Below are 25,733 nucleotides of genomic sequence, written 5' to 3'. Positions count from 1 at the left end.
AAGCTTTGAAAATATAGAGGTAAATTAATTGATATGCATCGCGTTTGCACAAATTTCAGACTTAACTGAAAGGGAATGTAACAGCAGAAGAAATGCGATCATGCAAAGAGAATATTCTGAAAGCGGGGTATAGAGAGTGAGGTGTAAACGGTTCCAAACATTGCCGGGTGGCGGCTGCGCCTTACCCGGCCTACAAAAATTCACTACCCGTAGGTCAGGTAAGGCATAGCCGCCACCCGACATAAAAAAGGCCAGCACAAAGGTTGGCCTGTTTAAGCTGCTGGCAGTCGATTATTTCAGACCGGCAGCATCACGCAGCAGGGCGGCTTTGTCGGTTTTTTCCCAAGGGAAATGTTCGCGACCAAAGTGACCGTACGCTGCGGTTTCCTGGTAGATTGGGTGCAGCAGATCCAGCATCTGAATCAGACCGTATGGACGCAGGTCGAAGAACTCACGCACCAGCAGGGTCAGCTGTTCAGAAGGCACTTTTTCAGTACCGAAGGTTTCCACCATGATGGAGGTTGGCTCAGCCACGCCGATGGCGTAGGAAACCTGAATTTCACAGCGGTCAGCCAGGCCCGCAGCAACGATGTTTTTCGCCACATAACGTGCAGCGTACGCCGCAGAACGGTCCACTTTAGACGGGTCTTTACCGGAGAACGCGCCGCCACCGTGGCGCGCCATGCCGCCGTAGGTATCTACGATGATTTTACGACCGGTCAGACCGCAGTCACCCATTGGGCCGCCGATAACGAAGCGTCCGGTTGGGTTGATGAAGAATTTGGTCGCAGAGCTCAGCCATTCAGTTGGCAGAACCGGCTTGATGATCTCTTCCATCACCGCTTCCTGCAGGGATTTCTGGTCAATCTCTTCAGCATGCTGCGTGGAAAGAACCACGGCATCAATGCCGACGATTTTCCCGTCGTCATACTGGAAGGTCACCTGGCTTTTCGCATCCGGACGCAGCCACGGCAGGGTGCCGTTTTTACGCACTTCAGCCTGACGCTGCACCAGACGGTGTGCGTAAGTCACCGGCGCTGGCATCAGCACGTCGGTTTCGTTGGTCGCGTAGCCGAACATCAGGCCCTGGTCGCCCGCGCCCTGTTCCAGCGGATCGGCACGGTCAACGCCCTGGTTGATGTCCGGGGACTGTTTGCCGATAGCGCTCAGTACGGCGCAGGAGTTGGCATCAAAGCCCATATCAGAATGTACATAACCGATCTCACGCACCGTGTTACGGGTGATCTCTTCGATATCAACCCATGCGCTGGTGGTGATCTCACCGCCAACCAGAACCATGCCGGTTTTGACATAGGTTTCACACGCTACGCGCGCCTTTGGATCCTGCGCGAGGATCGCATCCAGCACCGCATCGGAGATTTGGTCAGCAATTTTATCAGGATGTCCTTCTGATACGGACTCGGACGTAAACAGGTGTTTTGCCATGTTTTATTTCACCTAAAAGGAATTTGGTTAGCTCGAACTGCTGTGTGGAATAGCCAAAGGAGATAATTCTACCAAGGCCTGCAGGATTTTGACACTGGCAGTCTGAGTGTTAATCGGTATGGATGGATTAACATCTGGACGTCTATTTTAGGTCACTTCTTCACCCGATTTCCAGTTTTTTTTGACTCACCTCTCACTGCGTTGAAAACACGGCTGGAAATTTTTCCTGACGGCGCTGGCAACCTGCGCATTTTTGTTTTGCTTTTTAGCGACCTTCTCGGTATAAAACGCGGCGCGCGGCTCATATAAAATAAGCGCTCGATGAACACATCGTGTCGCCACTTCCAGCCGGGTTAAGCAGTGAACTTTTAGCTTTGGCTTGTGGTCCGTTTCAGCAGAGGCGGCCGTGGAGGTGATACGAGATAATGAACCATTGTTTTCCGCTCATTCAGCGCAGTCGTTCTGGCGCGCATTTGATTCCCACCCGCACTTCTGGTCTAAACACCTGCCGATGTTATACCCATCTCGGTGCTTCTCAGGATTCCAGAGCCGGTCACGCTTTGTGAAAACTGAACAAGGGCGCTCTTGTTAATACAGGAGTTTTCTCGTGGTTTCGCCGAACCTTGTCATACAGAGTTCGGATACGTGTTTTACAATGATATGAATAAGAAACCGGTCGCACGGTCTGGATTTCAGCATACTCTGCTGGGAAATGGAGCCGTTAATGGGTTGTTATCGCCGTATAACGCTGCGATAGTAGTCAACTGTTTTACACTTAATACAAAGAGTTGAGGTTCGCTATGTCTGACGACATGTCTTCGCTTTCGCCTTCGTCAGCAGGCGAACAGGGTGTACTACGTTCTATGCAGGAGGTTGCGATGAGCTCCCAGGAAGCCAGCAAGATGCTGCGCACTTACAATATTGCCTGGTGGGGCAATAACTACTACGACGTTAACGAGCTGGGCCACATCAGTGTCTGCCCGGATCCGGACGTCCCGGAAGCGCGCGTGGATCTCGCTAAGCTGGTGAAAGCCCGTGAAGCCCAGGGTCAGCGCTTGCCTGCACTGTTCTGCTTCCCGCAGATCCTGCAACATCGCCTGCGTTCTATTAACGCCGCGTTCAAACGCGCGCGGGAATCGTATGGTTATAACGGCGACTATTTCCTTGTTTACCCGATCAAGGTAAACCAGCACCGTCGCGTGATTGAGTCCCTGATCCACTCCGGCGAACCGCTGGGCCTGGAAGCTGGCTCCAAAGCGGAGCTGATGGCGGTTCTGGCGCACGCGGGCATGACCCGGTCGGTGATCGTCTGTAACGGCTATAAAGACCGCGAATACATTCGTCTGGCGCTGATTGGCGAGAAGATGGGCCACAAGGTCTATCTGGTGATCGAGAAGATGACCGAAATCGCGATCGTGCTGGAAGAGGCCGAGCGTCTGAACGTGATCCCACGGCTTGGCGTGCGTGCGCGACTGGCGTCGCAGGGTTCCGGTAAATGGCAGTCTTCCGGCGGTGAAAAATCCAAGTTCGGCCTCGCGGCGAACCAGGTGCTTCAGCTGGTGGAAATTCTGCGCGAGCGCGGTCGTCTGGACAGCATTCAGCTGCTGCACTTCCACCTTGGCTCGCAGATGGCCAACATTCGCGACATTGCCACCGGCGTGCGTGAATCGGCACGTTTCTACGTTGAGCTGCACAAGCTTGGCGTAAATATTCAGTGCTTTGACGTGGGCGGTGGCCTGGGCGTGGATTACGAAGGGACACGCTCGCAGTCTGACTGCTCGGTCAACTACGGCCTGAACGAATACGCCAACAACATTATCTGGGCGATTGGCGATGCCTGCGAAGAGCACGGCCTACCGCACCCGACGGTGATCACCGAATCCGGCCGCGCGGTCACTGCGCACCATACGGTGCTGGTCTCTAACATCATCGGCGTTGAGCGCAGCGAAATCACTGAAGCCACGCCTCCGGCAGACGATGCTCCACGTTCCCTGCAAAGCATGTGGGAAACCTGGCAGGAGATGCACGAGCCGGGCACGCGTCGTTCTCTGCGCGAATGGCTGCACGACAGCCAGATGGATCTGCACGACATTCACGTCGGTTATTCTTCAGGCACCTTTAGCCTGCAGGAACGCGCGTGGGCGGAGCAGCTCTATCTGAACATGTGCCATGAAGTGCAGAAGCAGCTCGATCCGAGCAACCGCGCACACCGTCCGATTATCGACGAGTTGCAGGAACGTATGGCGGACAAAATGTACGTCAACTTCTCCCTGTTCCAGTCGATGCCGGATGCCTGGGGTATCGACCAGTTGTTCCCGGTTCTGCCGCTGGAAGGGTTGAATCATGCGCCGGAACGCCGCGCGGTGCTGCTGGACATTACCTGTGACTCAGACGGCGCGATTGACCACTACGTCGACGGTGACGGTATCGCAACGACCATGCCAATGCCGGAGTACGATCCGGAGAACCCGCCAATGCTGGGCTTCTTTATGGTGGGTGCGTATCAGGAGATCCTCGGCAACATGCACAACCTGTTCGGTGATACCGAAGCGGTTGACGTGTTTGTCTTCCCTGACGGCAGCGTGGAGGTTGAGCTGTCCGACGAAGGGGACACCGTGGCGGATATGCTCGAATACGTTCAGCTGGATCCGAAAAAACTGCTCACCCAGTTCCGCGATCAGGTCAAAAACACCGGTCTGGACGATGCCTTGCAGCAGCAGTTCCTGGAAGAGTTTGAAGCGGGTCTGTACGGGTATACGTATCTGGAAGACGAGTAGTAAAACCTCCCTCTCCCGGTGGGAGAGGGTTGGGGTGAGGGCATCAGACCGCACGATGCCCTATACTCACTTGAACCCGTATGAATTAACGGCGATAATTCGCCCCACTATGCGATTTACGAATCAATCCCTTCCTCGTCGGGTTTAACGACGCGGAGGGGATTTTTTTTCATCTGTTTTTAATGTATCGACTTTATAAGAGGTCAGGACATGAGCACTTTAGGTCATCAGTACGATAATTCTCTGGTATCTAACGCGTTTGGTTTTTTACGCCTTCCGATGAACTTCCAGCCTTACGACAGCGATGCTGACTGGGTGATCACCGGCGTACCGTTCGACATGGCAACGTCCGGTCGTGCGGGTGGACGTCATGGCCCGGCGGCAATCCGTCAGGTTTCCACCAACCTGGCCTGGGAGCACAACCGCTTCCCGTGGAACTTCGACATGCGCGAGCGCCTGAACGTGGTGGACTGCGGTGATCTGGTGTACGCCTTCGGTGACGCGCGCGAAATGAGCGAAAAATTGCAGGCGCACGCCGAGAAGCTGCTGGCGGCCGGTAAACGCATGCTCTCCTTCGGCGGTGACCACTTCGTGACCCTGCCGCTGCTGCGCGCCCACGCGAAGCACTTCGGTAAAATGGCGCTGGTGCACTTTGACGCGCATACCGACACCTACGCAAACGGCTGCGAATTCGACCACGGCACCATGTTCTACACCGCGCCGAAAGAAGGCCTGATCGATCCGAACCACTCCGTGCAGATCGGCATCCGCACCGAGTTCGACAAAGACAACGGCTTCACCGTACTCGACGCGGGCCAGGTGAACGATCGCGGCGTGGACGATATTCTGGCTCAGGTTAAGCAGATCGTCGGCGATATGCCTGTCTACCTGACCTTCGACATTGACTGCCTGGATCCGGCATTTGCGCCGGGCACCGGTACGCCGGTGATCGGCGGCCTGACCTCAGATCGCGCCATCAAGCTGGTGCGCGGCCTGAAGGATCTGAACATTGTCGGGATGGACGTGGTGGAAGTGGCTCCGGCCTATGACCAGTCCGAGATCACCGCGCTGGCCGCGGCGACCCTGGCGCTGGAAATGCTCTACATCCAGGCGGCGAAAAAAGGCGAATAAGCCTTACGCGCTGATTGCTGCTGCGCGGTGCATGCGCAGCAGCAACATTCCCCAGGCCAGCGTGAAGGTGTAGACAAACCCCGGTTATTTCGCGGGCGATGACCATTCCCGTCAGCGAGCCTAACAAAGGCGAAACCGCGCAGACCGCGGCCCAAATCGCAATGCTGCTTAATAATCCCTGCCGATAATGAAGTTTGCTTTCAATAACCGGCGTTAATAATAGAGCGGAAAAACCATAACCCAGAAGAAAGCAGGTCATGAGTAGACCCTGTAACATTCTGTTTTCATTTAACTGAAAATGTTCGGCAAATTCCGGGTTTAAAATCATTACCGAGATATTTACCCGATCGACGTACGAAATAATAATGAGTAATAAAAGCGCAATCGTGCCTTGCCATCTTGCCGTCATCATGTCCGCCTTACGTTTTTTGTAACTTATATTTTTCATCAATGTGATTGTCACGGAGCTAAAATGATTCACCTGTGAAACTCATTGTTTATTAAAGATAAATTAAAAATCAGTTTCACCGATGAAACGCGAAAGATGTGACGTTAATTTATTTTTAAAGAGTAAAAAGAAAGGAAGTCAATATCTTTTATTCAAAATAAGAGACCATTAAAAAAACGTATTTCTCACGCTGTAATAATGAAAATTTCATATCGCTGCATTTTTTCGTGATCCCTTGCACACTTAGTTAATTAATTGCCGATCGATTAACAAATTCGTCACATTGTCGCTTGACGAAACATTCATCGCTTTTATATTGACCGTATTAAATAAGAAACAGAGTTTCATATATGAAACAAAAGCCTGGAGGATCGTGATGAGCTGGATAGGCGTATGTGACGCAGAACAAGTACAGGAAGATTTCCCTTTTAGCGGCAACGTCGACGGGAAAGAGATCGGCGTTTACCTGATCGACGGTGAATATTACGCGCTGGAAGACGTATGCCCCCACGCCTATGCCCTGCTGAGTCAGGGCTTCGTAGAAGACGGCAAGGTGGAATGCCCGCTGCACGAGGCGGTGTTCGACGTCAAAACCGGCCAGTGTCTGCACGGCCCCGGAGGACGCAACCTCAACCGTTACCCGGTTCGGGTCTTTGAAAACCAGATTCAGATTACCTTTGTTGAGGAGACCGTGGCATGAGCGACACGCTGAACTACAACCCGGCGCTGCCGGAAAGCCGCCAGTTTACCCCGCCGGCAGAGGGCGGTAATGGCGCCATTCACAAGCCGGGCGAGTACCAGAACCTGATCTGGCAGACCCGCAGCCGCGAGCCGGAAAGCTGGGAGGTGAAGCTGATTGCGACGCTGGAAGATCTCTTCGAGCAGGGCGTTGAAACCCTGCCGGAGCTGGTAAACGGGCTGAACGCGGTGCGCATGCACGACCAGCAGGGTGAGCCGTGGAGCGACGCCAGCTTCCAGGCATTCTTACAGGTTAACGGCTACTGAGGGCAAAGCGATGACGACGACCGTACAACACTATCTGGATAAAGGCCTGCGCGGCCTCTGGTATCCGGTGCTGGCGAGCTGGGAAGTGCAGTCTGCTCCTGTGGGCATCACCCGCCTGGGCGAGCAGATTGTGGTCTGGCGCAACAAAGACGGCCAGGTGCAGGCGCTGGAGGACCGCTGTCCGCACCGCGGCGCGCGCCTGTCGATGGGCTGGAACCTCGGCGACCGCATCGCCTGCTGGTATCACGGCGTAGAGGTGGCGGGCAACGGCGAGGTGAAAGACGTGCCCGCTGTGGATAAATGTCCGCTGGTCGGCCAGCAGTGCGTGCGCAGCTATAACGTGCAGGAGGCGCACGGCGCCATCTTCCTCTGGTTTGGCGTCACCGCGGATCAGCAGCCGGACGAACTGACCTTCCCGGATGAACTCGCCGACACGGACAGCTTCAGCAACTTCCTCTGCACCGCCGCGTGGAAATGCAATTACCAGTACGCGCTGGAAAACGTGATGGACCCGATGCACGGCACCTATCTGCACTCCTCCTCGCACTCAATGGCGGAAGGGGATCGCAAGGCCGACATGGTGCTCCAGCCGACCAAAACCGGCTTTATCTTTGAGAAGAAAGGGCAGAGCGGCGTCAACTTCGACTGGGTGGAGCTGGGCAACAGCGGCACCTGCTGGATGCGTCTCTCCATTCCGTACAAGAAGCGTTTCGGGCCGGGCGGCCACTTCTTTATCGTCGGCATGGTGGTGCCGGAAGATAACGACAACTGCCGCGTCTTCTTCTGGCGCATCCGCCGCGTGCAGGGCTGGCAGCGCGATATGTGGCGCTTCATGTACCGCAACCGGCTGGAAAAACTGCACTGGGAAGTGCTGGAGCAGGACCGCGTGGTGCTGGAGAGCCTGGCGCCAAACGCCCGCGATCATGAATACCTGTATCAGCACGACGTTGGCCTCTCGCGCCTGCGCCGCATGATGCAAAAGGCCGCCAAAGAGCAGCTGGCGATGCGTGAAGCACAGCAGGGGGCCGCCTGATGAACGGGCTGCTGAGCGGTAAGCGCATCGTCATAACCGGCGCCGCGCGCGGGCTGGGCTTTCACTTTTCCCAGGCCTGCGCGGAGCAGGGCGCGGCGGTGGTGATGTGCGACATCCTCAAAGGCGAGCTGGCCGAGAGCGCCCACCGGCTGAGCGAGCGGGGATATGCGATCGAATCGCACGTTATCGATCTGGCCGATCCGCAGTCCATTGAGCAGGTGTTCAGCGCGATTGGCGAGCAGGGGCTGATTGACGGCCTGGTGAACAACGCGGCGATGGCGACGGGCGTCGGCGGCAAAAATATGCTCGATTACGATCCGGATCTCTGGGATCGGGTGATGAGCGTCAACGTCAAAGGCACCTGGCTGGTAACGCGCGCCGCCGTACCGCTGCTACGCGAGGGGGCGGGCATCGTGAACGTCGCGTCCGACACCGCACTGTGGGGCGCTCCGCGCCTGATGGCCTACGTCGCCAGCAAGGGCGCCGTGATTGCCATGACCCGCTCAATGGCGCGCGAACTGGGTGAAAAGCGTATACGCATTAACGCCATCGCGCCGGGGCTAACCCGCGTCGAGGCGACGGAATATGTCCCCGCCGAACGGCATCAACTCTACGAAAACGGCCGTGCGTTAACGGGCGCGCAGCAGCCGGAAGACGTCACCGGCAGCGTGGTCTGGCTGTTAAGCGATCTGTCGCGGTTCATCACCGGACAGTTGATCCCGGTCAACGGCGGTTTTGTCTTTAACTAAGGTAGGGCAATGATGGCAAACGATCAGGAAGTGAAGTATCTGGTGCCGGGGCTGGAGCGCGGTTTACAGCTGCTGTTGGCCTTTGGCGAGCAGCATCGCGATCTGACCTTTGCCGAACTGCATCGGCTGGTGGATATGCCGAAGGCCACCGCCTATCGCGTGGTACAGACGCTGGAGTACATGGGATTTCTGGAGCGCAACACGCGCACCAATACCTTTTCGCTGGGCATGAACGTGCTGCGTCTTGGCTTTGAGTACATCGCCTCGCTGGACGTGGCGCAGGTCGGCCAGCCGGTGATCGAGCAATTGCGCGACGTGAGCCAGTGCAGCAGCCATCTGGCGATCCGCGACGGGCGCGACATTATCTATATCGCCCGCGTCAGCGCCGCCGGGTCGCGTATCAACCAGGTCAGCATTGGTACCCGTCTGCCGGTGCACTGCACCTCGCTGGGCCGCATGCTGTTGACCGATATTTCCCGCGCTGATTTCGAACAGCTGTTCCCGCATGAGCGCCTGCCGGGCAACACGCCGGGGCAGCTTCACGACCGCGAAGCCCTGTGGCAGATGGTGCAGCAGGACAAAGCCCGCGGGTATGTCATCGGCGAATCCTTCTTCCGCCACGGCATCTCTTCCATCGTCTACCCGGTGTATGACCGAAGCGGCCGCGTGGCGGCGGTGGTCAGCATTCTGGTGCCGTCGGAGGAGATCCCACTGAGCGACCGCGAGCGCCTGCAAAACGAGGTTCGCCTCGCGGCGGATAAAATTTCTGGCTTCTTAGGGTATCTGTCACAGGCCAGTTAAATCAGTGAGTTAACGTCAGGCGCTTGACTGCGTCGAGCATGTTTTACGCCCAATCTGGGCCAGATGAGGCAACGAACGATGAGTATAACCGGAATTGAAAAGCTGGAATTTGGTGTGGAAGACCTGACGCACTGCGCCAAATTTATGCGTGATTTTGGCCTGACGGGCGATGCCAGCGGCCAGCGTTTCACCACCCTGAGCGGCGCGCGCGTGGAGCTTAACCCGATCGACAGCCCCGACCTGCCGCCCGCGTTTGAAGCGGGTAACACTCTGCGCCGCATGACCTGGGCGGTTGCCAGCCAGTATGAGCTGGATGCGCTGCGCCCGAAGCTGGCGCAACAGCCAGGTTTTCGTGAAGTGGGCGACGCGCTGGAATGCCTGGATCCGAACGGCATGACGCTGCGCGTGCAGGTGACCCAGCAGACCGACGTGGAGCTTAACGTCGAGCCAATAAACCAGTGGGGCGACGCCCGCCGTATCGACACGCCCAGCCCGGTTTACGATCGCGCCCAGCCGATCAACGTGGGGCATGTGGTGTTCTTCGTGGAAGAGCTGGCGGCAGTGGAGAAATTCTACCGCGAGGTGCTCGGCTTCCAGGTCTCGGATCGCTATATCAACCGCGCCGTGTTCCTGCGCTGCGGGGCGCGTGGCGGCCATCACAACCTGTTCCTGCTGCAACTGCCGAACCGCAAGCGCGGCCTTAACCACGTGGCCTTCACCGTGCGCGACATCCACGAGGTGATCGGCGGCGGTATCGCGATGAATAAACATGACTGGAGCACCTTTATCGGGCCGGGCCGTCATCCGGTGTCGTCGGCGTACTTCTGGTACGTCAACAGCCCGACCGGCGGCGCGTTTGAGTATTACACCAACGACGACTACCTGACCGAAAACTGGCAGCCGCGCGAGCTGGAGCACTCCCTGGTCTCCTTTACCGAATGGGCGGTGGAGGGCGGGATTGACCACGACACGCGCCGTCAGCAGAAAAAGCCGGAGGCGGTATGACATCGCGCATTGTCATTATCGGCGGCGGCCAGGCGGGCGGCTGGGCGGCGAAAACCCTGCGTGACGAGGGCTTCGACGGCGAGATTTGCGTGGTGGCGGAAGAGGAATGGGATTTCTACGAGCGGCCGCCGCTGTCAAAAGCGTCTCTGCTGGAGCCGGACTCCGCGCTTCCGCGGCTGTTTAGCGAAGAAGCGCAGCAGGCACTGAACCTGATCTGGTACCGCCCGCTGCGTGCTGAATCAGTCGATCGTGAAGAGAAAATCGTGCGTTTAAGCAACGGCGAATGTCTTAGTTACAACATCCTTTTAATCGCTACCGGCGGGCGGGCGCGCCTGCCTTCGCAGGCGTGGGCCAGCCATCCGCAGGTTTATACCCTGCGCCACTGGCAGGACGCGCAGCGTCTGAAGGCGCGTCTGGCGGAAAGTCACAAACTGGCGATTATCGGCGGCGGCTGGATTGGCCTTGAGATTGCCGCTTCCGCGCGGAAAAGCGGCGTGGCGGTCACCCTGTTCGAGCAGCAGCCTGCGGTGTGCATGCGCTCGGTGAGCGGCGAGGTGTCGCAGCGCCTGGAGGCCATCCACCGCGAGCAGGGGGTGGAGATCCGTACCGGCTGCGGCGCGCTGGAGCTGGAGGACGACGGCGGACTGCCGGTCATCCACTGCGACGGCAACCGTGAAACCTTTGATGCGGTCGTGGTCGGGATCGGCGTCGATCTCAATCTGGAGCTGGCGCTTGATGCGGGGCTGAAAACCGGGCGCGGGATCGTGGTGGATGCCCAGGGACGCACCTCGGATCCATTCATCTTTGCCGCTGGCGATGTGGCCCAGCACCATCACTACGGCCTGTGCATCCAGTCCTGGGCCTTCGCCCAGAATCAGGCAGTGGCGACGGCGAAAGCGATGCTCAACCCCGATGCGCCAGGTTACGACGACGCGCCGTGGCTGTGGTCGGATCAATATCAGCACAATATTCAGATCCTCGGTATTCCGCAGCCGGAGAGTAAAACGATAGTGCGTGAAGATGCGCTGTTCTTCTCGCTGGATGAAAACGGGCGGCTGACGCAGCTGGTAGCGTTCAACGATGCGCGCACCGTCAAGCTGGCGAAGCGCTGGATGGCGGCGGGGCGGGATCTGTCGAACGTACCGCTTGCCGACCCGACATTTTCACTGATGTCACTGCGATAGCTAACCCGCACCCGTAGGGGGAGAGATGACCACACTAGAGACGAACACCGCGCCGGTTGAGGCGAGCGGTGAGGGGACCCGCACGCCCGAAAAAGCGGTGCGCTGGGCCATCCCGTTGTCGCTGCTGGCCTGCGTGCTGCTGGCGTTTTTCGACAAAATCAGCATCGCGGCGCTCTTTTCGGATACCCATTTCCAGCAGGCGATGGGCATTGATTTCGACACCACGCGCCTCGGCATATTGATGAGCGCCTTCCTGCTGAGCTACGGCTTTTCGTCGGTATTTTTGAGCGGTTTAGGCGACAAAATCGCGCCGCTGCGCCTGCTCACCGGGATGATGGCTGTGTGGTGCGTGCTGATGGTGGCGATGGGCTTTACCCATAACTACACGCTGATGATCGTCCTGCGCATCCTGCTGGGCGTGGCGGAAGGGCCGCTGTTCCCGCTGGCTTTCGCCATCGTGCGCCACAACTTCCCGCAGCATTTACAGGCGCGCGCCACCATGCTGTGGCTGCTGGGCACACCGGTAGGGGCAGCAATTGGCTTCCCGCTCTCCCTCTGGCTGCTGAACACCTTCGGCTGGCAGAGCACCTTCTTTGTCATGGCCATGCTTACCGTGCCGGTGCTTATCTTTGTACGCATCGGCCTGCGCGGGATCCGTCTGGAGGCTAAACCCGGCACTTCGCAGGCGTCTCAGGACGAGCGGCGCGCGGCGCGGCGCGAGCTGTTCGTCAGCCCGCATTTCTGGATCATCTGCATCTTTAACATCGCGTTCCTGACCTACCTGTGGGGCATCAACGGCTGGCTGCCGGGCTACCTGATCAAAGGCAAAGGCATCCACCTGGAGCATGCAGGCTGGCTGTCGTCGATGCCGTTCATCGCCATGCTGGCGGGCGAGGTGATTGGCGCGTGGCTCTCGGACAGGGTCGATAAGCGCGCGGCGGCCTGCTTTATCTCGATGGCGGGGGCGGCGGTGGGGCTGGCGGCGGTGATGCACCTCGATACCCCGCTCGCCGTCATCGCGGCGATGAGCTTCAGCACCTTTATGTGGGGCACCGGCGCGCCCAACATTTTCGCCCTGCTGGCGAAGGCCACCCATCCCCGGGTGAGCGCCACGGCGGGCGGCATTTTCAACGGGCTGGGAAACTTTGCAGGCGCGCTGTCGCCGGCGGTGATGGGCGCGCTTATCGCCTTCACCCACAGCATGGATTCCGGGCTGATTTTTCTGGCGGTGATGGCGGCGGTGGGCTGCGTCCTGTTACTGCCGCTGCTGAGACGTTACTGAGGAGAGTGTCATGACTGATTCAACCGTAACCCACAAAACGGGCATCAAACCTGACCATCTGACGATGGAAGAGTGGGTCGAGTCGCGCATCGCGCGCTTCGAAGGCCGTAAATACGACTGGAACGCGCTGAAGTTCCAGGCCGATTTTGACCCGAAATACCGCCGGGCGCAGATGCGCTACATCGGCACCGGCGCAACCGGCGTGGCGAACGACACCAATACCGTGCAGGCGGACCATTTTACCTTCTCCACCATGGTACTGCCGTCGAAGTGCGAAGGGCCGCTGCACCTGCACGACGACGTGGAAGAGGTGTTCTTCATGCTCAAGGGGCAGATCACGCTGATGATCCAGGACGGCGACAACTACACCGAAACCGTGCTGCGCGAGCGTGACCTGATCTCCGTCCCGCCGGGCATCTATCGCGGCCTGTTTAACCACGGGGAAGAAGAGGCGCTGATGTGCGTCATGCTGGGGACCAACAAGCCGGAAATCCCGACCTATCCGTCCGACCATCCGCTCTCGAAAGTGAAGCGGAACTAAGGGGGCGCCATGACGGGTTTTCGTGAACAGGGAAGCGGCATTCCGCTGATGCTACTACACGGGATCAGCTCTGGCGCTGCGTCCTGGCACAAGCAGATGGCGCTGAACGGTTTTCGCGTGCTGGCGTGGGACATGCCCGGTTATGGCGAAAGCCCGATGCTGGCCGTCGCGCGGGCAAACGCGGGGGATTACGCCGACGTGCTGGCGGCGATGCTGGATCGCGCCGGTGTCTGGCAGGCGGTGCTGGTGGGCCATTCCCTGGGGGCACTGGTCGCAAGTGCCTTTGCGGCGAAGTTCCCGGATCGCGTCATTCATCTTGTACTGGCCGACGCTGCGCAGGGCTACGGCAATGCCGCGCCGGAGCAGCGGGAGCAGGTCTGGCGCAACCGCGAGCAGCAGATGGCGTTGGGCGGCGAAATCCTCGCCCAGACCCGTGCCGCGAAGCTGCTGCGCCCCGGCGCGCGCGCGGAAGATATCGCCACCGTCGCGGCGGGCATGCGCACGCTGCGCCCGGAAGGCTACCTTGCCGCCGCGTGGATGCTGGCGAATGACGACATTCACGGCTGGCTTAAACGATACTCCGGCACGTTTGAAGTCTGGTGCGGCGAGCAGGACGCGATAACGCAGCCCGAACTGGTGCAGGGGCTGGCGCTGCGCTACGGCATGCCGTTTACCGCCATTCCGCAGGCCGGGCACGCCAGCTATCTCGATAACGACGTGTTTTTCAACCAACAGCTTTTACGCATTAACGAAGAGGTGCGCGATGAATGCACAAATTGACGGGCGCGTAGCGGTAGTCACCGGCGGTTCTTCTGGCATTGGCTTTGAAACGCTGCGCCTGCTGCTGGGTGAAGGGGCGAAAGTCGCCTTCTGCGGCCGTGACCCGGATCGGCTCGCCAGCGCCCATGCGACGCTGCAAAACGAATTCCCCCACGGGGAGATTTTCGCTTACCGCTGCGACGTGCTGAACGCCGACGAGGTTCAGGCCTTTGCGGATGCGGTGCAGGCGCGCTTTGGCGCGGCGGACCTGCTGATCAACAACGCCGGGCAGGGCTACGTGGCGCACTTCCATGACACCCCGCGCGAGGCGTGGCTGCACGAGGCAGAGCTGAAGCTGTTTGGCGTCATCAATCCGGTGCAGGCGTTTCAGCCGCTGCTGGAGCAGTCAGACATTGCCTCTGTTACCTGCGTCAACTCCCTGCTGGCGCTACAGCCGGAGGAGCACATGATCGCCACCTCCGCTGCTCGTGCCGCGCTGTTGAACATGACGCTCACGCTCTCGAAAGAGCTGGTGGGTAAAGGCATTCGCGTCAATTCCATTTTGCTCGGCATGGTGGAGTCCGGCCAGTGGCTGCGCCGCTTTGAAAACCGGGCGGACAAAAGCCAGAGCTGGCCGGAGTGGACGGCGGATATCGCGCGCAAGCGCGGCATTCCAATGGCGCGCCTCGGCAGGCCGCAGGAGCCCGCGCAGGCGCTGCTGTTCCTCGCCTCGCCGCTGGCCTCGTTTACCACCGGCGCCGCGCTGGACGTTTCCGGCGGCTTCTGCCGCCATCTGTAAGGACGCATCATGAAAAAGGTAATGTTGATTGGTTTTGGTGCCATGGCGCAGGCGGTGATTGAGCGCCTGCCCGCCGGTGTGGCTATCGGCTGGATCGTGGCGCGCGCATCTCACCATGCCGCCATTCACGACCAGTTTGGCGATGCGGTCGAGGCGCTGACGTCGCCGATGGCGTGCGCGCAAACGCCGGATCTGGTGCTGGAATGCGCCAGCCAGCAGGCGGTGGCCCAGTACGGGGAAGAGATCCTGCGTCGCGGCTGGCATCTGGCCGTCATTTCCACCGGCGCGCTGGCGGACAGCGCGCTGGAGCAGCGTCTGCTCGCCGCGGGCGGAAAACTGACTCTGCTTTCCGGTGCAGTGGCCGGTATCGACGGGCTGGCGGCAGCGAAAGAGGGTGGGCTTGAGCGCGTCACCTATCAGTCGCGCAAAAGCCCGGCCAGCTGGCGCGGCAGCTATGCCGAGCAGCTTATCGATCTGAATGCGGTGTCAGAGGCAGAGGTCTTTTTTGAAGGCAGCGCCCGCGAGGCGGCGCGGCTGTTCCCGGCGAACGCCAACGTAGCGGCGACCGTGGCGCTCGGCGGCGTCGGGATGGATGACACCCGCGTGCAGCTGATGGTTGACCCGGCAACGAAACGTAACACCCACACGCTGCACGTCGAAGGGCTGTTTGGCGAATTCCATCTGGAGCTGAGCGGACTGCCGCTGGCGTCTAACCCTAAAACCTCCACCCTGGCGGCACTGAGCGCGGTGCGCGCCTGCCGCGAGCTGGCCCTGAGCTGAGGAGTGACGATGGACGATCTGAAGATTTTTATCGGCGGCCAGTGGCGACACGGCGGAGGTAACCCGATGCAGAGCCACTTCCCGGCAGACGGGTCGATCAATGCGACGCTGAACGCCGCCAGTCTGGATGACCTGGAGGAGGCGGTAGACGCCGGAGAGCGCGCCTGGCGCGATCCCGCCTGGCGTAACAGCCTGCCGCACGTGCGGGCGAAGATCCTGCACAAGGTGGCGGATCTTATTGAATCCCGTGTGGATGAACTGGCGCAGATGCAGAGCCGGGATAACGGCAAGCCGCTGGCGGAAGCGTGCGGGCTGGTGATGAGCGCGGCGGGAACGGCGCGCTACTTTGCCGCCGCCTGCGAGCTGCTGGAAGGGGAACTTCCGACACCGCGCCAGCCGGATCTGCTGACGCTGAGCCGCTACGAGCCCCTTGGCGTGGTAGCGGCCATCACGCCGTGGAACTCGCCGATTGCCAGCGAAATGCAGAAGGTCGCACCGGCGATTGCCGCCGGGAACGCGGTGATCCTCAAGCCCGCCGAAGCCACGCCGCTGATGGCGCTGGAGTTGGCGCGGATTTTTGAACAGGCCGGGCTGCCCGCCGGGCTGCTGAGCGTGCTGCCGGGCAAAGGCTCGGTGATTGGTGATGCGCTGGCGCGTCATCCTCGCGTGCGCAAAATTTCCTTTACCGGCGGAACCACTACGGGCCGTCATCTGGCGCACGTGGCGGCGGAAAAACTGATCCCGGCCTCGCTGGAGTTGGGCGGCAAATCGCCGACTATCGTGCTGGAGGATGCCGATATCGAACAGGCGGCGCGCGGGATCTGCTACGGCATTTTCAGCTCGGCGGGGCAGGCGTGCATCGCCGGATCGCGGCTGTTTATCCACGAGAGTATTTATGCCCCGCTGATGGCGAGGCTGCTGGAATTAACTCGCGGGCTGCGCGTCGGGCATCCGTTTACCGACGGCGTCCATGTAGGACCGCTGATCGGCGAAAAACATCGCCAGAGCGTGATCGAGTACGTCGAACTGGCGAAGCGGGAAGGGGGCCGCGTGCTGTGCGGCGGCGAGATCCCCGCCGATCCCGCTCTGGCAAACGGCAGCTTTTTCCAGCCAACCATTATCGAAGGGCTACACAACAGCGCTCGCGCCTGTCAGGAGGAGATCTTCGGCCCGGTGCTGGTGGCGATGCCGTTTGGCGATGAAGCGGCGTTGATCAGCGAGGCGAACGACTCGGTTTACGGCCTGGCGGCGGGGATCTGGACGCGCGATTCCGGGCGCGCCCTGCGTCTCAGCGAGCAGCTGGAGGCAGGCACGGTGTGGATCAACACCTACAAAGTTTTTGCGATTTCGACCCCGTTCGGGGGCTTTAAAGAGAGCGGTCTGGGCCGCGAGAAGGGTATCCAGGGGCTGAAAGCCTGGATGCAACAAAAGAGCATTTATCTGGCGACGGGTAACAGCGTCAACCACTGGTGCGACTGAGAAAGGGTGAGCAATGAGCGAAATGATAACCGTCGGCGACGCCATCGCCAGAACGCTGGAGCAGTATCAGGTTGAGGCTATCTACGGCGTCATCTCCATTCACAACCTGCCGATAGCGGATGCGGTTGGGCAGCGGGGCAATATCCGCTTTGTACCCGCGCGCGGTGAAGCCGGTTCCGTCACCATGGCCGATGCTCACGGGCGCTTTTCCGGCCTCGGCGTGGCGCTGACCAGCACCGGCGCGGGGGCCGGGAACGCGGTAGGCGCGCTGGTGGAAGCGATGAATGCCTGCACGCCGCTGCTGCATTTAACCGGGCAGGTAGAGAAAGCCTGGCTGGACGCCGACACCGGGTTTATCCATGAAACCCGCGATCAGCTGACCTTCCTGAAGGCCAGCTCAAAACGGGCGTACCGTATCAGCAATGCGAATCAGGCGATAGCCATTCTGCATAAAGCCATCCAGGACGCGCAGACCCCACCGTGCGGACCGGTCTCGGTGGAAATCCCGATTGATATTCAGGGCGCCAAAATTCCGCTGTCGCTGGTAACCGCCCCGGTAAAACCGGCATCGGTTCCAGCCGTGGATACCGGGATGGTTGACGCGCTGTGGGCGCAGCTCAAACAGGCGAAACAGCCGCTGCTGTGGCTGGGCGGCGGGGCGCTGGGAAGCGCTGAGGCGGTGAAAAAACTGGCGGATGCGGGCATCACCGTGATTTCCAGCACCCACGCGCGCGGCGTGCTGCCGGACGACCACCGCGCCAGCCTGCGGGCGTTCCACAACTCGCCGTCGGTGGAGGCGCTCATTGCGCAGTGTGATTTTACGCTGGTCGCCGGTTCACGTCTGCGCAGCAACGAAACCCGCTCCTGGACGCTTGAGCTGCCGTCCCCGCGCGTGCAGATTGATATCGACCCGGCGGCGGCCAGCCGTAACTACCTGATGGATAGCACGTTGATAGCCGATTGTTCAGCGCTGCTTGGCGCGCTGGCTAAAAAAGTGCAGGGCCGCGAGTGGGGCAACGCCCAGTGGGATATGCAGGTGCAGCAGGCGGTCGGGCAAGCTGAGCATGGGCTGCGCGAGCAGTGCGGCGCCTATGCGAAGCTTAACGACGCCATAGAAAAAGCCCTGCCGAAAGACGGCCTGCTGGTGCGCGATATCACCGTGTCCGGCAGCCTGTGGGGTAGCCGCCTGTTCAGGGCTAACGGTCCGCTGCTGAACATTCACTCCCTCGCCGGGGCGATTGGTATGGGACTGCCGATGGCCATCGGCACCGCGATTGCCAACCCGCAGCGTAAGGTGGTGGGACTGGTGGGCGACGGCGGCCTGAGCCTCAATTTAGGCGAGCTGGCGACGCTGGCGCAGGAGAAAGCCAACGTGACGCTGCTCATCATGAACGACGGGGGCTACGGCGTAATGCGCGGTATTCAGGATAAATATTTTGGCGGGCGTCAGTATTATAACGAACTGCATACACCGGACTTTACCCTGCTGGCGCAGGCGATTGGCCTACAGGCCTGGAGCGTTGAGCGGGCTGAGGACTTTGATGCGGTGATGACGGAAGCGCTGGCGATGCCGGGGCCGTCGGTGGTGGAAGTGCGGATGGGGCAGATTGGCGCCCTGAAGTTTGCCGGGCCGCCACAGAAAACGCTGTACTGATTGAGCCTTGTTGCCCGGTAGCGCGGCGCGCACCGGGCCGAAGTTTTATTTAATTCCGTCTGCCGCCATGCGGTCACGGATATGCTGCGCGCGTTCAACGGAGGCCGGGTGATCGTCAAACATGGAGCTTTGACGGCCTTCCTCCAGTTTCGCCAGTTTTTCGAAGCTGGTGGCTAAACCCGATGGATTGATGCCGCGTTTGCGCAACAGATCGTAAGAGTAGTCATCCGCTTCCGACTCCTGACGCTGGGAGAACTGGGAGTTAACCAGTTTCTCACCCACGTCGCCCAGCTGCGACTGGGACAGGCTGCCGACAATGCCGCCCGCAGAGGCCGCCGCAGCACGCACGGCATTGGTGCCCAGCGCAACCTGCATCCCTTTCTTCACGTGACCGAGAGCAACGTGACCCATTTCATGGCCGATCACCGCTTCCACTTCGTTGTCGGTCATCATGTCCATCAGGCCGCTGTAAACGCGGATACAGCCGTTAGCCATCGCGAAGGCGTTGACGTCTTTCGCCATATACACCTTGTAGTTAACCGGCTGACCGTTAATGTTGTCGCCCAGCGCGGAAGCAATCTTGTTCAGACGCTGCGTGTAGGTGCTGTTTGCCGGGGCAAGCGTAGCTTTTCCATCCATATCCTTACAGGCCTCGTCGCTCAGCGCTTTCACCTGCGCATCGCTCAATGAGTAGGCCTGAAAAGCTTCTGCGCCTGAGGTCATCAGGCCGTTAGAATCCATATTCTGACAGCCGCTTAGCAGGAGCGTTGTTCCCACAGCCAGCCCAATTGCACGCATTCTCATGATGTTGCTTCCGTACTCGTTAATCTGAATTAATTCCGAAAAATGCACCGTCAACGAAGCCGGTGTCGGGCTAAGTATAAGGAATATCTACAGGGGCGGGCGAGTAGATTGCGCAACATGCGAGCATGATCCAGAGATTTCTTAAGCTGCAAAAGAATGGTCCATGTACATGCCCTGCGGCTTGGGTTACATTGTTGGCACTTTTTTCCGGCGTAGCCCAAAACGCGCTGTCGTCAAGGGCATGGCCTTTAACAGTCCGATCTGGAGTTAAAATGTCCTCACGTAAAGAGCTTGCTAATGCTATTCGTGCGCTGAGCATGGACGCAGTACAGAAAGCCAAATCCGGCCACCCGGGCGCCCCTATGGGCATGGCTGACATCGCCGAAGTCCTGTGGCGTGATTTCCTTAACCACAACCCGCAGAACCCGGCATGGGCAGACCGCGACCGTTTCGTGCTGTCTAACGGCCACGGCTCTATGCTGATCTACAGCCTGCTGCACCTCACTGGCTACGATCTGCCAATCGAAGAGCTGAAAAACTTCCGTCAGTTGCACTCCAAAACTCCAGGTCACCCGGAAGTGGGCTACACCGCTGGCGTTGAAACCACTACCGGTCCGCTGGGTCAGGGCATTGCGAATGCCGTGGGTATGGCGATTGCTGAGAAGACCCTGGCGGCACAGTTCAACCGTCCTGGCCACGACATCGTTGACCACTTCACCTATGCGTTCCTGGGCGACGGCTGCATGATGGAAGGCATTTCTCACGAAGTGTGCTCCCTGGCAGGCACCCTGAAGCTGGGTAAACTGGTTGCGTTCTACGACGACAACGGCATCTCCATCGACGGTCACGTTGAAGGCTGGTTCACTGACGACACCGCCGCACGTTTCGAAGCCTACGGCTGGCACGTTGTGCGCGGCGTTGATGGCCACGATGCTGACTCGATTAAACGTGCCGTAGAAGAAGCGCGCGCCGTGACCGACAAACCGTCCCTGCTGATGTGCAAAACCATCATCGGCTTCGGTTCTCCGAACAAAGCGGGCACTCACGACTCCCACGGCGCACCACTGGGCGACGCGGAAATCGCACTGACCCGTGAAGCGCTTGGCTGGAAACACCCTGCCTTCGAAATCCCATCTGAAATCTACGCGCAGTGGGATGCGAAAGAAGTGGGCCAGGCGAAAGAAGCAGCCTGGAACGAGAAGTTCGCGGCTTACGCGAAAGCCTTCCCACAGGAAGCGGCTGAATTCACCCGTCGTATGAAAGGCGACATGCCGTCTGACTTCGACGCGAAAGCGAACGAGTTCATTGCGAAGTTGCAGGCGAACCCGTCTAAAATCGCCAGCCGTAAAGCGTCTCAGAATGCGATCGAAGCGTTTGGTCCTCTGCTTCCAGAATTCCTCGGCGGTTCCGCTGACCTGGCGCCATCTAACCTGACCCTGTGGTCTGGCTCTAAGCCAATCAACGAAGACACTGCCGGTAACTACATCCATTATGGTGTACGTGAATTCGGTATGACCGCGATTGCCAACGGTATCGCTCTGCACGGTGGTTTCCTGCCGTACACCTCTACCTTCCTGATGTTCGTAGAGTATGCACGTAACGCCGTGCGTATGGCCGCGCTGATGAAACAGCGTCAGGTGATGGTCTACACCCACGACTCCATCGGTCTGGGCGAAGATGGTCCAACTCACCAGCCGGTAGAGCAGGTGGCTTCCCTGCGCGTGACCCCGAACATGAGCACATGGCGTCCATGTGACCAGGTTGAATCTGCGGTGGCGTGGAAATACGGCGTTGAGCGTCAGGACGGCCCGACTGCGCTGATCCTCTCCCGTCAGAACCTGGCGCAGCAGGAACGTACCCCAGAGCAGCTGGCAAACATCGCCCGCGGTGGTTACGTGCTGAAAGATTGCGCGGGCCAGCCTGAGCTGATCTTTATCGCGACCGGTTCTGAAGTTGAACTGGCCGTTGCCGCATGGGAAAAACTGACTGCTGAAGGCGTGAAAGCGCGCGTGGTTTCCATGCCGTCTACCGATGCGTTCGACAAGCAGGATGCCGCGTACCGCGAATCTGTACTGCCTAAAGCGGTCTCCGCTCGCGTGGCAGTGGAAGCGGGTATCGCTGATTACTGGTTCAAATACGTGGGTCTGAACGGCGCTATCGTCGGTATGACCACCTTCGGTGAATCTGCTCCGGCAGAGCTGCTGTTCGAAGAGTTCGGCTTCACCGTTGAGAACGTTGTCGCTAAAGCGAAAGAACTGCTGTAATTGCCGTTTTGCCCGGTGGCGCTAACGCTTACCGGGCCTACAAATGGCATAAAATGTAGGCCGGGTAAGCGTTAGCGCCACCCGGCTTTTTTGTATGCACGATTCCTCAGACATGTAACTGCTCTGTAAATTATTCCACCGAAAATGTGATGCAAGTCATATAGCTCGCTTATTCATCTGGACAGAGATTCCTTTTATTCCCCGATTCGCTTATTCTTGCTGAAGCGTTTCAGTCGATTAAATGTTCGACAATTGACCAATCAATCGCAGTTTGTGACAGCAAGGATTCCCCTTCGGGCGTCGCTGGATTACTCTTTCAGCCACCTCAAACTCAGGGATAGCTTTGCAGGAGATCTATGACCGTACGCGTAGCGATTAATGGCTTCGGTCGCATCGGGCGCAACGTGGTTCGTGCTTTATATGAATCCGGGCGTCGTGCGGAAATCACCGTGGTGGCAATCAATGAACTGGCGGATGCTGCGGGCATGGCGCATTTGTTGAAATATGACACCAGCCACGGTCGCTTTGCCTGGGACGTTCGCCAGGAAAGGGAACAGCTGCTCGTCGGTGACGATGCCATCCGCGTGCTGCATGAGAACAGTATTGAAGAACTGCCCTGGCGCGAACTGGGTGTGGATGTGGTGCTGGACTGTACCGGCGTGTACGGTAACCGTGAACATGGCGAAGCGCATCTGAATGCTGGCGCGAAAAAAGTGCTGTTCTCCCATCCCGGCAGTCACGACCTCGACGCCACCGTCGTGTTTGGTGTCAACCAGCACGAGCTGCAGGCTGAACACCGCATTGTCTCCAACGCCTCCTGTACCACCAACTGCATTATTCCGGTCATTAAACTGTTAGACGATGCGTATGGCATTGAATCCGGTACCGTGACCACGATTCACTCCGCCATGCATGATCAGCAGGTTATCGACGCCTACCATCCGGATTTACGACGCACTCGCGCGGCGAGCCAGTCCATCATTCCGGTGGATACGAAACTGGCTGCCGGGATCACGCGTATTTTCCCGCAGTTTAACGACCGTTTCGAAGCGATTGCCGTGCGCGTCCCGACGATAAACGTCACCGCAATCGATCTTAGCGTGACGGTGAAAAAACCGGTAAAAGCCTGTGAAGTCAACCTGTTGCTGCAAAAAGCGGCACAGGGAGCATTTCATGGTATAGTTGACTATACGGAATTACCGTTGGTCTCAGTAGATTTTAACCACGACCCGCACAGCGCCATCGTGGATGGCACGCAGACGCGAGTCAGTGGTGCGCACCTCATCAAGACGCTGGTCTGGTGTGATAACGAATGGGGCTTTGCTAACCGAATGCTCGACACCACGTTAGCCATGGCCGCAAAAGGTTTCAGGTAGAGCGCACCTTGCGCTTGCAAAACTTTAAGAATCAACGAGAGGATTCACCATGTCTGTAATTAAGATGACCGATCTGGATCTGGCAGGTAAACGCGTTTTCATCCGTGCCGATCTGAACGTACCGGTTAAAGATGGCAAAGTGACCAGCGACGCGCGTATCCGTGCATCTCTGCCAACCATTGAACTGGCTCTGAAGCAGGGCGCTAAAGTGATGGTCACCTCCCACCTGGGCCGTCCAACTGAAGGCGAGTACAACGAAGAGTTCTCTCTGCTGCCGGTTGTTAATTACCTGAAAGACAAACTGTCCAACCCGGTTCGCCTGGTGAAAGATTACCTGGACGGCGTGGAAGTTGCCGAAGGTGAGCTGGTTGTTCTGGAAAACGTTCGCTTCAACAAAGGCGAAAAGAAAGACGACGAAACCCTGTCCAAAAAATACGCTGCGCTGTGCGACGTATTCGTGATGGATGCATTCGGTACGGCCCACCGTGCGCAGGCTTCTACCCACGGTATCGGTAAATTCGCAGACGTCGCCTGTGCAGGTCCACTGCTGGCTGACGAACTGGAAGCGCTGGGTAAAGCACTGAAAGAACCTGCTCGTCCGATGGTCGCTATCGTTGGTGGTTCTAAAGTTTCTACCAAACTGACCGTTCTGGATTCTCTGTCCAAAATTGCTGACCAGCTGATCGTTGGCGGTGGTATCGCGAACACCTTCGTTGCTGCGCAAGGCCACAACGTGGGTAAATCCCTGTACGAAGCGGATCTGGTTGACGAAGCCAAACGTCTACTGAGCACCTGTGATATCCCGGTTCCAACTGACGTTCGCGTGGCGACCGAGTTCTCCGAAACTGCTACCGCAACCCTTAAATCTGTTAATGACATCAAAGATGAAGAGCAGATTCTGGACCTGGGCGACGTTTCTGCACAGAAACTGGCTGAAATCCTGAAAAACGCAAAAACTATCCTGTGGAACGGTCCTGTCGGCGTGTTCGAATTCCCGAACTTCCGCAAAGGGACTGAAATCGTGGCTAACGCTATCGCAGACAGCGAAGCGTTCTCTATCGCAGGCGGTGGTGACACCCTGGCAGCTATCGACCTGTTCGGTATCGCTGACAAGATCTCCTACATCTCCACTGGTGGCGGCGCATTCCTCGAATTCGTGGAAGGCAAAGTCCTGCCAGCAGTAGCAATGCTCGAAGAGCGCGCTAAGAAGTAAGCCATTCAGGGGCAGGGAAACCTGCCCAATTTTCAGCGCGCTTATCAGAGCTCGCACCTTTTCTAACGGCCGAAGATACAGGACTAAGCAACATGTCTAAAATTTTTGATTTCGTAAAACCTGGCGTTATCACTGGTGATGACGTACAGAAAGTGTTCCAGGTAGCTAAAGAAAACAACTTCGCTCTGCCAGCAGTTAACTGCGTAGGTACCGACTCCATCAACGCCGTACTGGAAACCGCTGCAAAAGTTAAAGCACCGGTTATCGTTCAGTTCTCTAACGGCGGCGCTGCGTTTATCGCAGGTAAAGGCGTGAAAACTGACGTTCCTCAGGGCGCTGCTATCCTGGGTGCTATCTCTGGCGCACATCATGTTCACCAGATGGCTGAGCACTACGGTGTTCCGGTTATCCTGCACACTGACCACTGCGCGAAAAAACTGCTGCCATGGATCGACGGTCTGCTGGACGCAGGTGAAAAACACTTCGCCGCAACCGGTAAGCCACTGTTCTCTTCTCACATGATCGACCTGTCCGAAGAGTCTCTGGAAGAAAACATCGAGATCTGCTCTAAGTACCTGGCGCGTATGTCCAAAATGGGCATGACCCTGGAAATCGAACTGGGTTGCACCGGCGGTGAAGAAGACGGTGTGGACAACAGCCACATGGACGCTTCTGCTCTGTACACTCAGCCAGAAGACGTTGATTACGCTTACACCGAGCTGAGCAAAATCAGCCCACGCTTCACCATCGCAGCATCCTTCGGTAACGTGCATGGCGTGTACAAGCCAGGTAACGTGGTTCTGACCCCGACCATCCTGCGTGATTCTCAGGAATATGTGTCTAAGAAACACAACCTGCCGCACAACAGCCTGAACTTCGTCTTCCACGGCGGTTCCGGTTCTTCTGCTCAGGAAATCAAAGATTCCGTAAGCTACGGCGTAGTGAAAATGAACATCGATACCGACACCCAGTGGGCAACCTGGGACGGTATCCTGCAATACTACAAAACCAACGAAGCTTACCTGCAAGGTCAGCTGGGCAACCCGAAAGGCGAAGACCAGCCGAACAAGAAATACTACGATCCACGCGTATGGCTGCGCGCTGCCCAGACTTCTATGATTACTCGTCTGGAGCAGGCTTTCAAAGAACTGAACGCGGTTGACGTTCTGTAATTTGAACTGCTGACAGCACATCAGAAGGCCC

The 25,733-nt window shown here is 58.3% G+C and carries 24 protein-coding genes and 1 pseudogene; 22 read left to right on the top strand and 3 right to left on the bottom strand.

All coding sequences use genetic code 11. The features are described from left to right. Positions 1–291: 291 nt before the first annotated feature. Positions 292–1,446, bottom strand: coding sequence for a methionine adenosyltransferase (metK, locus tag ACQG1K_RS18375; RefSeq protein ID WP_003860037.1), 1,155 nt, complete (start codon positions 1,444–1,446; stop codon positions 292–294). A 425-nt stretch (positions 1,447–1,871) separates the two neighbouring features. Between metK and ACQG1K_RS18370 the strand changes: the two genes are divergently transcribed. From ACQG1K_RS18370 to speB, 4 genes are all read left to right on the top strand, one after another. Then, positions 1,872–2,012: a hypothetical protein gene (locus tag ACQG1K_RS18370; RefSeq protein ID WP_418251239.1), complete on the top strand. Its 141-nt coding sequence runs from the start codon at positions 1,872–1,874 to the stop codon at positions 2,010–2,012. A gap of 94 nt (positions 2,013–2,106) precedes the next feature. Further along, a complete protein-coding gene (gene yqgB / locus ACQG1K_RS18365) occupies positions 2,107–2,238 on the top strand; it encodes an acid stress response protein YqgB (RefSeq protein WP_057979949.1) in 132 nt (43 codons plus the stop codon). A gap of 8 nt (positions 2,239–2,246) precedes the next feature. Then, on the top strand, positions 2,247–4,223 hold the full coding sequence (speA, locus tag ACQG1K_RS18360) for a biosynthetic arginine decarboxylase (RefSeq protein ID WP_022649348.1): 1,977 nt from the start codon (positions 2,247–2,249) through the stop codon (positions 4,221–4,223). A gap of 210 nt (positions 4,224–4,433) precedes the next feature. After that, complete coding sequence (speB, locus tag ACQG1K_RS18355; RefSeq protein ID WP_017382921.1) at positions 4,434–5,354, top strand: agmatinase; 921 nt, start codon at positions 4,434–4,436, stop codon at positions 5,352–5,354. Positions 5,355–5,430: 76 nt separating this feature from the next. On the opposite strand, the pseudogene ACQG1K_RS18350 reads toward speB, so the two are convergent. Beyond that, positions 5,431–5,763, bottom strand: a pseudogene (locus tag ACQG1K_RS18350) (MFS transporter); the annotation flags it as partial. Between the two features lie 415 nt (positions 5,764–6,178). On the opposite strand from ACQG1K_RS18350, the gene ACQG1K_RS18345 reads away from it, so the two are divergent. The 14 genes from ACQG1K_RS18345 to ACQG1K_RS18280 all read left to right on the top strand — a co-directional run bounded on the left by ACQG1K_RS18345 (position 6,179) and on the right by ACQG1K_RS18280 (position 18,873). Further along, positions 6,179–6,502, top strand: coding sequence for a Rieske (2Fe-2S) protein (locus tag ACQG1K_RS18345; protein ID WP_003860044.1), 324 nt, complete (start codon positions 6,179–6,181; stop codon positions 6,500–6,502). Next, on the top strand, positions 6,499–6,807 hold the full coding sequence (locus tag ACQG1K_RS18340; protein ID WP_032626155.1) for a recombinase-like helix-turn-helix domain-containing protein: 309 nt from the start codon (positions 6,499–6,501) through the stop codon (positions 6,805–6,807). Before ACQG1K_RS18345 ends, ACQG1K_RS18340 begins: the two co-directional genes overlap by 4 nt. Positions 6,808–6,817: 10 nt before the next feature. Continuing rightward, on the top strand, positions 6,818–7,840 hold the full coding sequence (locus ACQG1K_RS18335) for an aromatic ring-hydroxylating oxygenase subunit alpha (RefSeq protein WP_003860047.1): 1,023 nt from the start codon (positions 6,818–6,820) through the stop codon (positions 7,838–7,840). Further along, complete coding sequence (locus tag ACQG1K_RS18330) at positions 7,840–8,589, top strand: SDR family oxidoreductase (RefSeq protein WP_038416707.1); 750 nt, start codon at positions 7,840–7,842, stop codon at positions 8,587–8,589. The genes ACQG1K_RS18335 and ACQG1K_RS18330 overlap by 1 nt, the downstream gene beginning before the upstream one ends. Positions 8,590–8,601: 12 nt before the next feature. Continuing rightward, positions 8,602–9,390, top strand: a complete 789-nt coding sequence (locus tag ACQG1K_RS18325) for an IclR family transcriptional regulator (RefSeq protein WP_032671673.1) — start codon at positions 8,602–8,604, stop codon at positions 9,388–9,390. Positions 9,391–9,468: 78 nt separating this feature from the next. Next, a complete protein-coding gene (locus ACQG1K_RS18320; protein WP_192970437.1) occupies positions 9,469–10,395 on the top strand; it encodes a VOC family protein in 927 nt (308 codons plus the stop codon). Beyond that, entirely contained in the window at positions 10,392–11,579 is a 1,188-nt protein-coding gene (locus ACQG1K_RS18315) for an NAD(P)/FAD-dependent oxidoreductase (protein WP_367076195.1), read from the top strand. The genes ACQG1K_RS18320 and ACQG1K_RS18315 overlap by 4 nt, the downstream gene beginning before the upstream one ends. Positions 11,580–11,604: 25 nt before the next feature. Further along, on the top strand, positions 11,605–12,861 hold the full coding sequence (locus ACQG1K_RS18310) for an MFS transporter (protein ID WP_022649340.1): 1,257 nt from the start codon (positions 11,605–11,607) through the stop codon (positions 12,859–12,861). Positions 12,862–12,871: 10 nt separating this feature from the next. After that, positions 12,872–13,402, top strand: coding sequence for a cupin domain-containing protein (locus ACQG1K_RS18305; protein ID WP_022649339.1), 531 nt, complete (start codon positions 12,872–12,874; stop codon positions 13,400–13,402). Positions 13,403–13,411: 9 nt separating this feature from the next. Beyond that, complete coding sequence (locus ACQG1K_RS18300; RefSeq protein WP_058646123.1) at positions 13,412–14,182, top strand: alpha/beta fold hydrolase; 771 nt, start codon at positions 13,412–13,414, stop codon at positions 14,180–14,182. After that, positions 14,166–14,960, top strand: coding sequence for an SDR family oxidoreductase (locus tag ACQG1K_RS18295; RefSeq protein ID WP_367076192.1), 795 nt, complete (start codon positions 14,166–14,168; stop codon positions 14,958–14,960). The genes ACQG1K_RS18300 and ACQG1K_RS18295 overlap by 17 nt, the downstream gene beginning before the upstream one ends. Positions 14,961–14,969: 9 nt before the next feature. Then, positions 14,970–15,740 carry an aspartate dehydrogenase gene (locus tag ACQG1K_RS18290; protein WP_032626138.1) on the top strand — a complete coding sequence of 257 codons (771 nt, stop codon included), beginning with the start codon at positions 14,970–14,972 and terminating at the stop codon, positions 15,738–15,740. A gap of 9 nt (positions 15,741–15,749) precedes the next feature. After that, on the top strand, positions 15,750–17,219 hold the full coding sequence (locus tag ACQG1K_RS18285; RefSeq protein ID WP_199008904.1) for an aldehyde dehydrogenase: 1,470 nt from the start codon (positions 15,750–15,752) through the stop codon (positions 17,217–17,219). Positions 17,220–17,232: 13 nt separating this feature from the next. Beyond that, positions 17,233–18,873, top strand: a complete 1,641-nt coding sequence (locus ACQG1K_RS18280; protein WP_367076191.1) for a thiamine pyrophosphate-binding protein — start codon at positions 17,233–17,235, stop codon at positions 18,871–18,873. A 45-nt stretch (positions 18,874–18,918) separates the two neighbouring features. Here ACQG1K_RS18280 and ACQG1K_RS18275 read toward each other — a convergent pair whose 3' ends face one another. Continuing rightward, on the bottom strand, positions 18,919–19,677 hold the full coding sequence (locus tag ACQG1K_RS18275; RefSeq protein WP_161177541.1) for a M48 family metallopeptidase: 759 nt from the start codon (positions 19,675–19,677) through the stop codon (positions 18,919–18,921). Positions 19,678–19,949: 272 nt separating this feature from the next. Here ACQG1K_RS18275 and tkt point away from each other — a divergent pair, with 272 nt between their 5' ends. The 4 genes from tkt (at position 19,950) to fbaA (ending at position 25,702) form a co-directional block, all read left to right on the top strand. Further along, positions 19,950–21,941 (top strand): transketolase, encoded by a 1,992-nt coding sequence (gene tkt / locus ACQG1K_RS18270; RefSeq protein WP_022649333.1) that lies wholly within the window; start codon positions 19,950–19,952, stop codon positions 21,939–21,941. 356 nt (positions 21,942–22,297) lie between these two features. After that, positions 22,298–23,317 carry an erythrose-4-phosphate dehydrogenase gene (gene epd / locus ACQG1K_RS18265; protein ID WP_367076189.1) on the top strand — a complete coding sequence of 340 codons (1,020 nt, stop codon included), beginning with the start codon at positions 22,298–22,300 and terminating at the stop codon, positions 23,315–23,317. A gap of 49 nt (positions 23,318–23,366) precedes the next feature. Continuing rightward, positions 23,367–24,530, top strand: a complete 1,164-nt coding sequence (pgk, locus tag ACQG1K_RS18260; protein ID WP_023298554.1) for a phosphoglycerate kinase — start codon at positions 23,367–23,369, stop codon at positions 24,528–24,530. A 92-nt stretch (positions 24,531–24,622) separates the two neighbouring features. Continuing rightward, on the top strand, positions 24,623–25,702 hold the full coding sequence (gene fbaA, locus ACQG1K_RS18255) for a class II fructose-bisphosphate aldolase (RefSeq protein ID WP_017692704.1): 1,080 nt from the start codon (positions 24,623–24,625) through the stop codon (positions 25,700–25,702). The last annotated feature ends 31 nt before the right edge of the window (positions 25,703–25,733 follow it).

Source organism: Enterobacter cloacae complex sp. 402C9, from assembly GCF_050030745.1.
In the GTDB taxonomy this organism is placed as follows: domain Bacteria; phylum Pseudomonadota; class Gammaproteobacteria; order Enterobacterales; family Enterobacteriaceae; genus Enterobacter; species Enterobacter intestinihominis.
This window is presented reverse-complemented; position numbering and strand designations above follow the sequence as displayed.

Bases quoted from the DNA above. Each gene is read 5' to 3' on its own strand.
- pgk (WP_023298554.1), top strand. From the start codon at position 23,367: ATGTCTGTAATTAAGATGACCGATCTGGATCTGGCAGGTAAACGCGTT.
- ACQG1K_RS18320 (WP_192970437.1), top strand. From the start codon at position 9,469: ATGAGTATAACCGGAATTGAAAAGCTGGAATTTGGTGTGGAAGACCTG.
- ACQG1K_RS18275 (WP_161177541.1), bottom strand. From the start codon at position 19,677: ATGAGAATGCGTGCAATTGGGCTGGCTGTGGGAACAACGCTCCTGCTA.
- speA (WP_022649348.1), top strand. From the start codon at position 2,247: ATGTCTGACGACATGTCTTCGCTTTCGCCTTCGTCAGCAGGCGAACAG.
- ACQG1K_RS18280 (WP_367076191.1), top strand. From the start codon at position 17,233: ATGAGCGAAATGATAACCGTCGGCGACGCCATCGCCAGAACGCTGGAG.
- ACQG1K_RS18310 (WP_022649340.1), top strand. From the start codon at position 11,605: ATGACCACACTAGAGACGAACACCGCGCCGGTTGAGGCGAGCGGTGAG.
- ACQG1K_RS18345 (WP_003860044.1), top strand. From the start codon at position 6,179: ATGAGCTGGATAGGCGTATGTGACGCAGAACAAGTACAGGAAGATTTC.
- fbaA (WP_017692704.1), top strand. From the start codon at position 24,623: ATGTCTAAAATTTTTGATTTCGTAAAACCTGGCGTTATCACTGGTGAT.
- metK (WP_003860037.1), bottom strand. From the start codon at position 1,446: ATGGCAAAACACCTGTTTACGTCCGAGTCCGTATCAGAAGGACATCCT.
- yqgB (WP_057979949.1), top strand. From the start codon at position 2,107: ATGAATAAGAAACCGGTCGCACGGTCTGGATTTCAGCATACTCTGCTG.
- tkt (WP_022649333.1), top strand. From the start codon at position 19,950: ATGTCCTCACGTAAAGAGCTTGCTAATGCTATTCGTGCGCTGAGCATG.
- ACQG1K_RS18330 (WP_038416707.1), top strand. From the start codon at position 7,840: ATGAACGGGCTGCTGAGCGGTAAGCGCATCGTCATAACCGGCGCCGCG.
- ACQG1K_RS18315 (WP_367076195.1), top strand. From the start codon at position 10,392: ATGACATCGCGCATTGTCATTATCGGCGGCGGCCAGGCGGGCGGCTGG.
- ACQG1K_RS18295 (WP_367076192.1), top strand. From the start codon at position 14,166: ATGAATGCACAAATTGACGGGCGCGTAGCGGTAGTCACCGGCGGTTCT.
- ACQG1K_RS18325 (WP_032671673.1), top strand. From the start codon at position 8,602: ATGGCAAACGATCAGGAAGTGAAGTATCTGGTGCCGGGGCTGGAGCGC.
- ACQG1K_RS18340 (WP_032626155.1), top strand. From the start codon at position 6,499: ATGAGCGACACGCTGAACTACAACCCGGCGCTGCCGGAAAGCCGCCAG.
- ACQG1K_RS18305 (WP_022649339.1), top strand. From the start codon at position 12,872: ATGACTGATTCAACCGTAACCCACAAAACGGGCATCAAACCTGACCAT.
- speB (WP_017382921.1), top strand. From the start codon at position 4,434: ATGAGCACTTTAGGTCATCAGTACGATAATTCTCTGGTATCTAACGCG.
- ACQG1K_RS18335 (WP_003860047.1), top strand. From the start codon at position 6,818: ATGACGACGACCGTACAACACTATCTGGATAAAGGCCTGCGCGGCCTC.
- ACQG1K_RS18285 (WP_199008904.1), top strand. From the start codon at position 15,750: ATGGACGATCTGAAGATTTTTATCGGCGGCCAGTGGCGACACGGCGGA.
- ACQG1K_RS18290 (WP_032626138.1), top strand. From the start codon at position 14,970: ATGAAAAAGGTAATGTTGATTGGTTTTGGTGCCATGGCGCAGGCGGTG.
- epd (WP_367076189.1), top strand. From the start codon at position 22,298: ATGACCGTACGCGTAGCGATTAATGGCTTCGGTCGCATCGGGCGCAAC.
- ACQG1K_RS18370 (WP_418251239.1), top strand. From the start codon at position 1,872: ATGAACCATTGTTTTCCGCTCATTCAGCGCAGTCGTTCTGGCGCGCAT.
- ACQG1K_RS18300 (WP_058646123.1), top strand. From the start codon at position 13,412: ATGACGGGTTTTCGTGAACAGGGAAGCGGCATTCCGCTGATGCTACTA.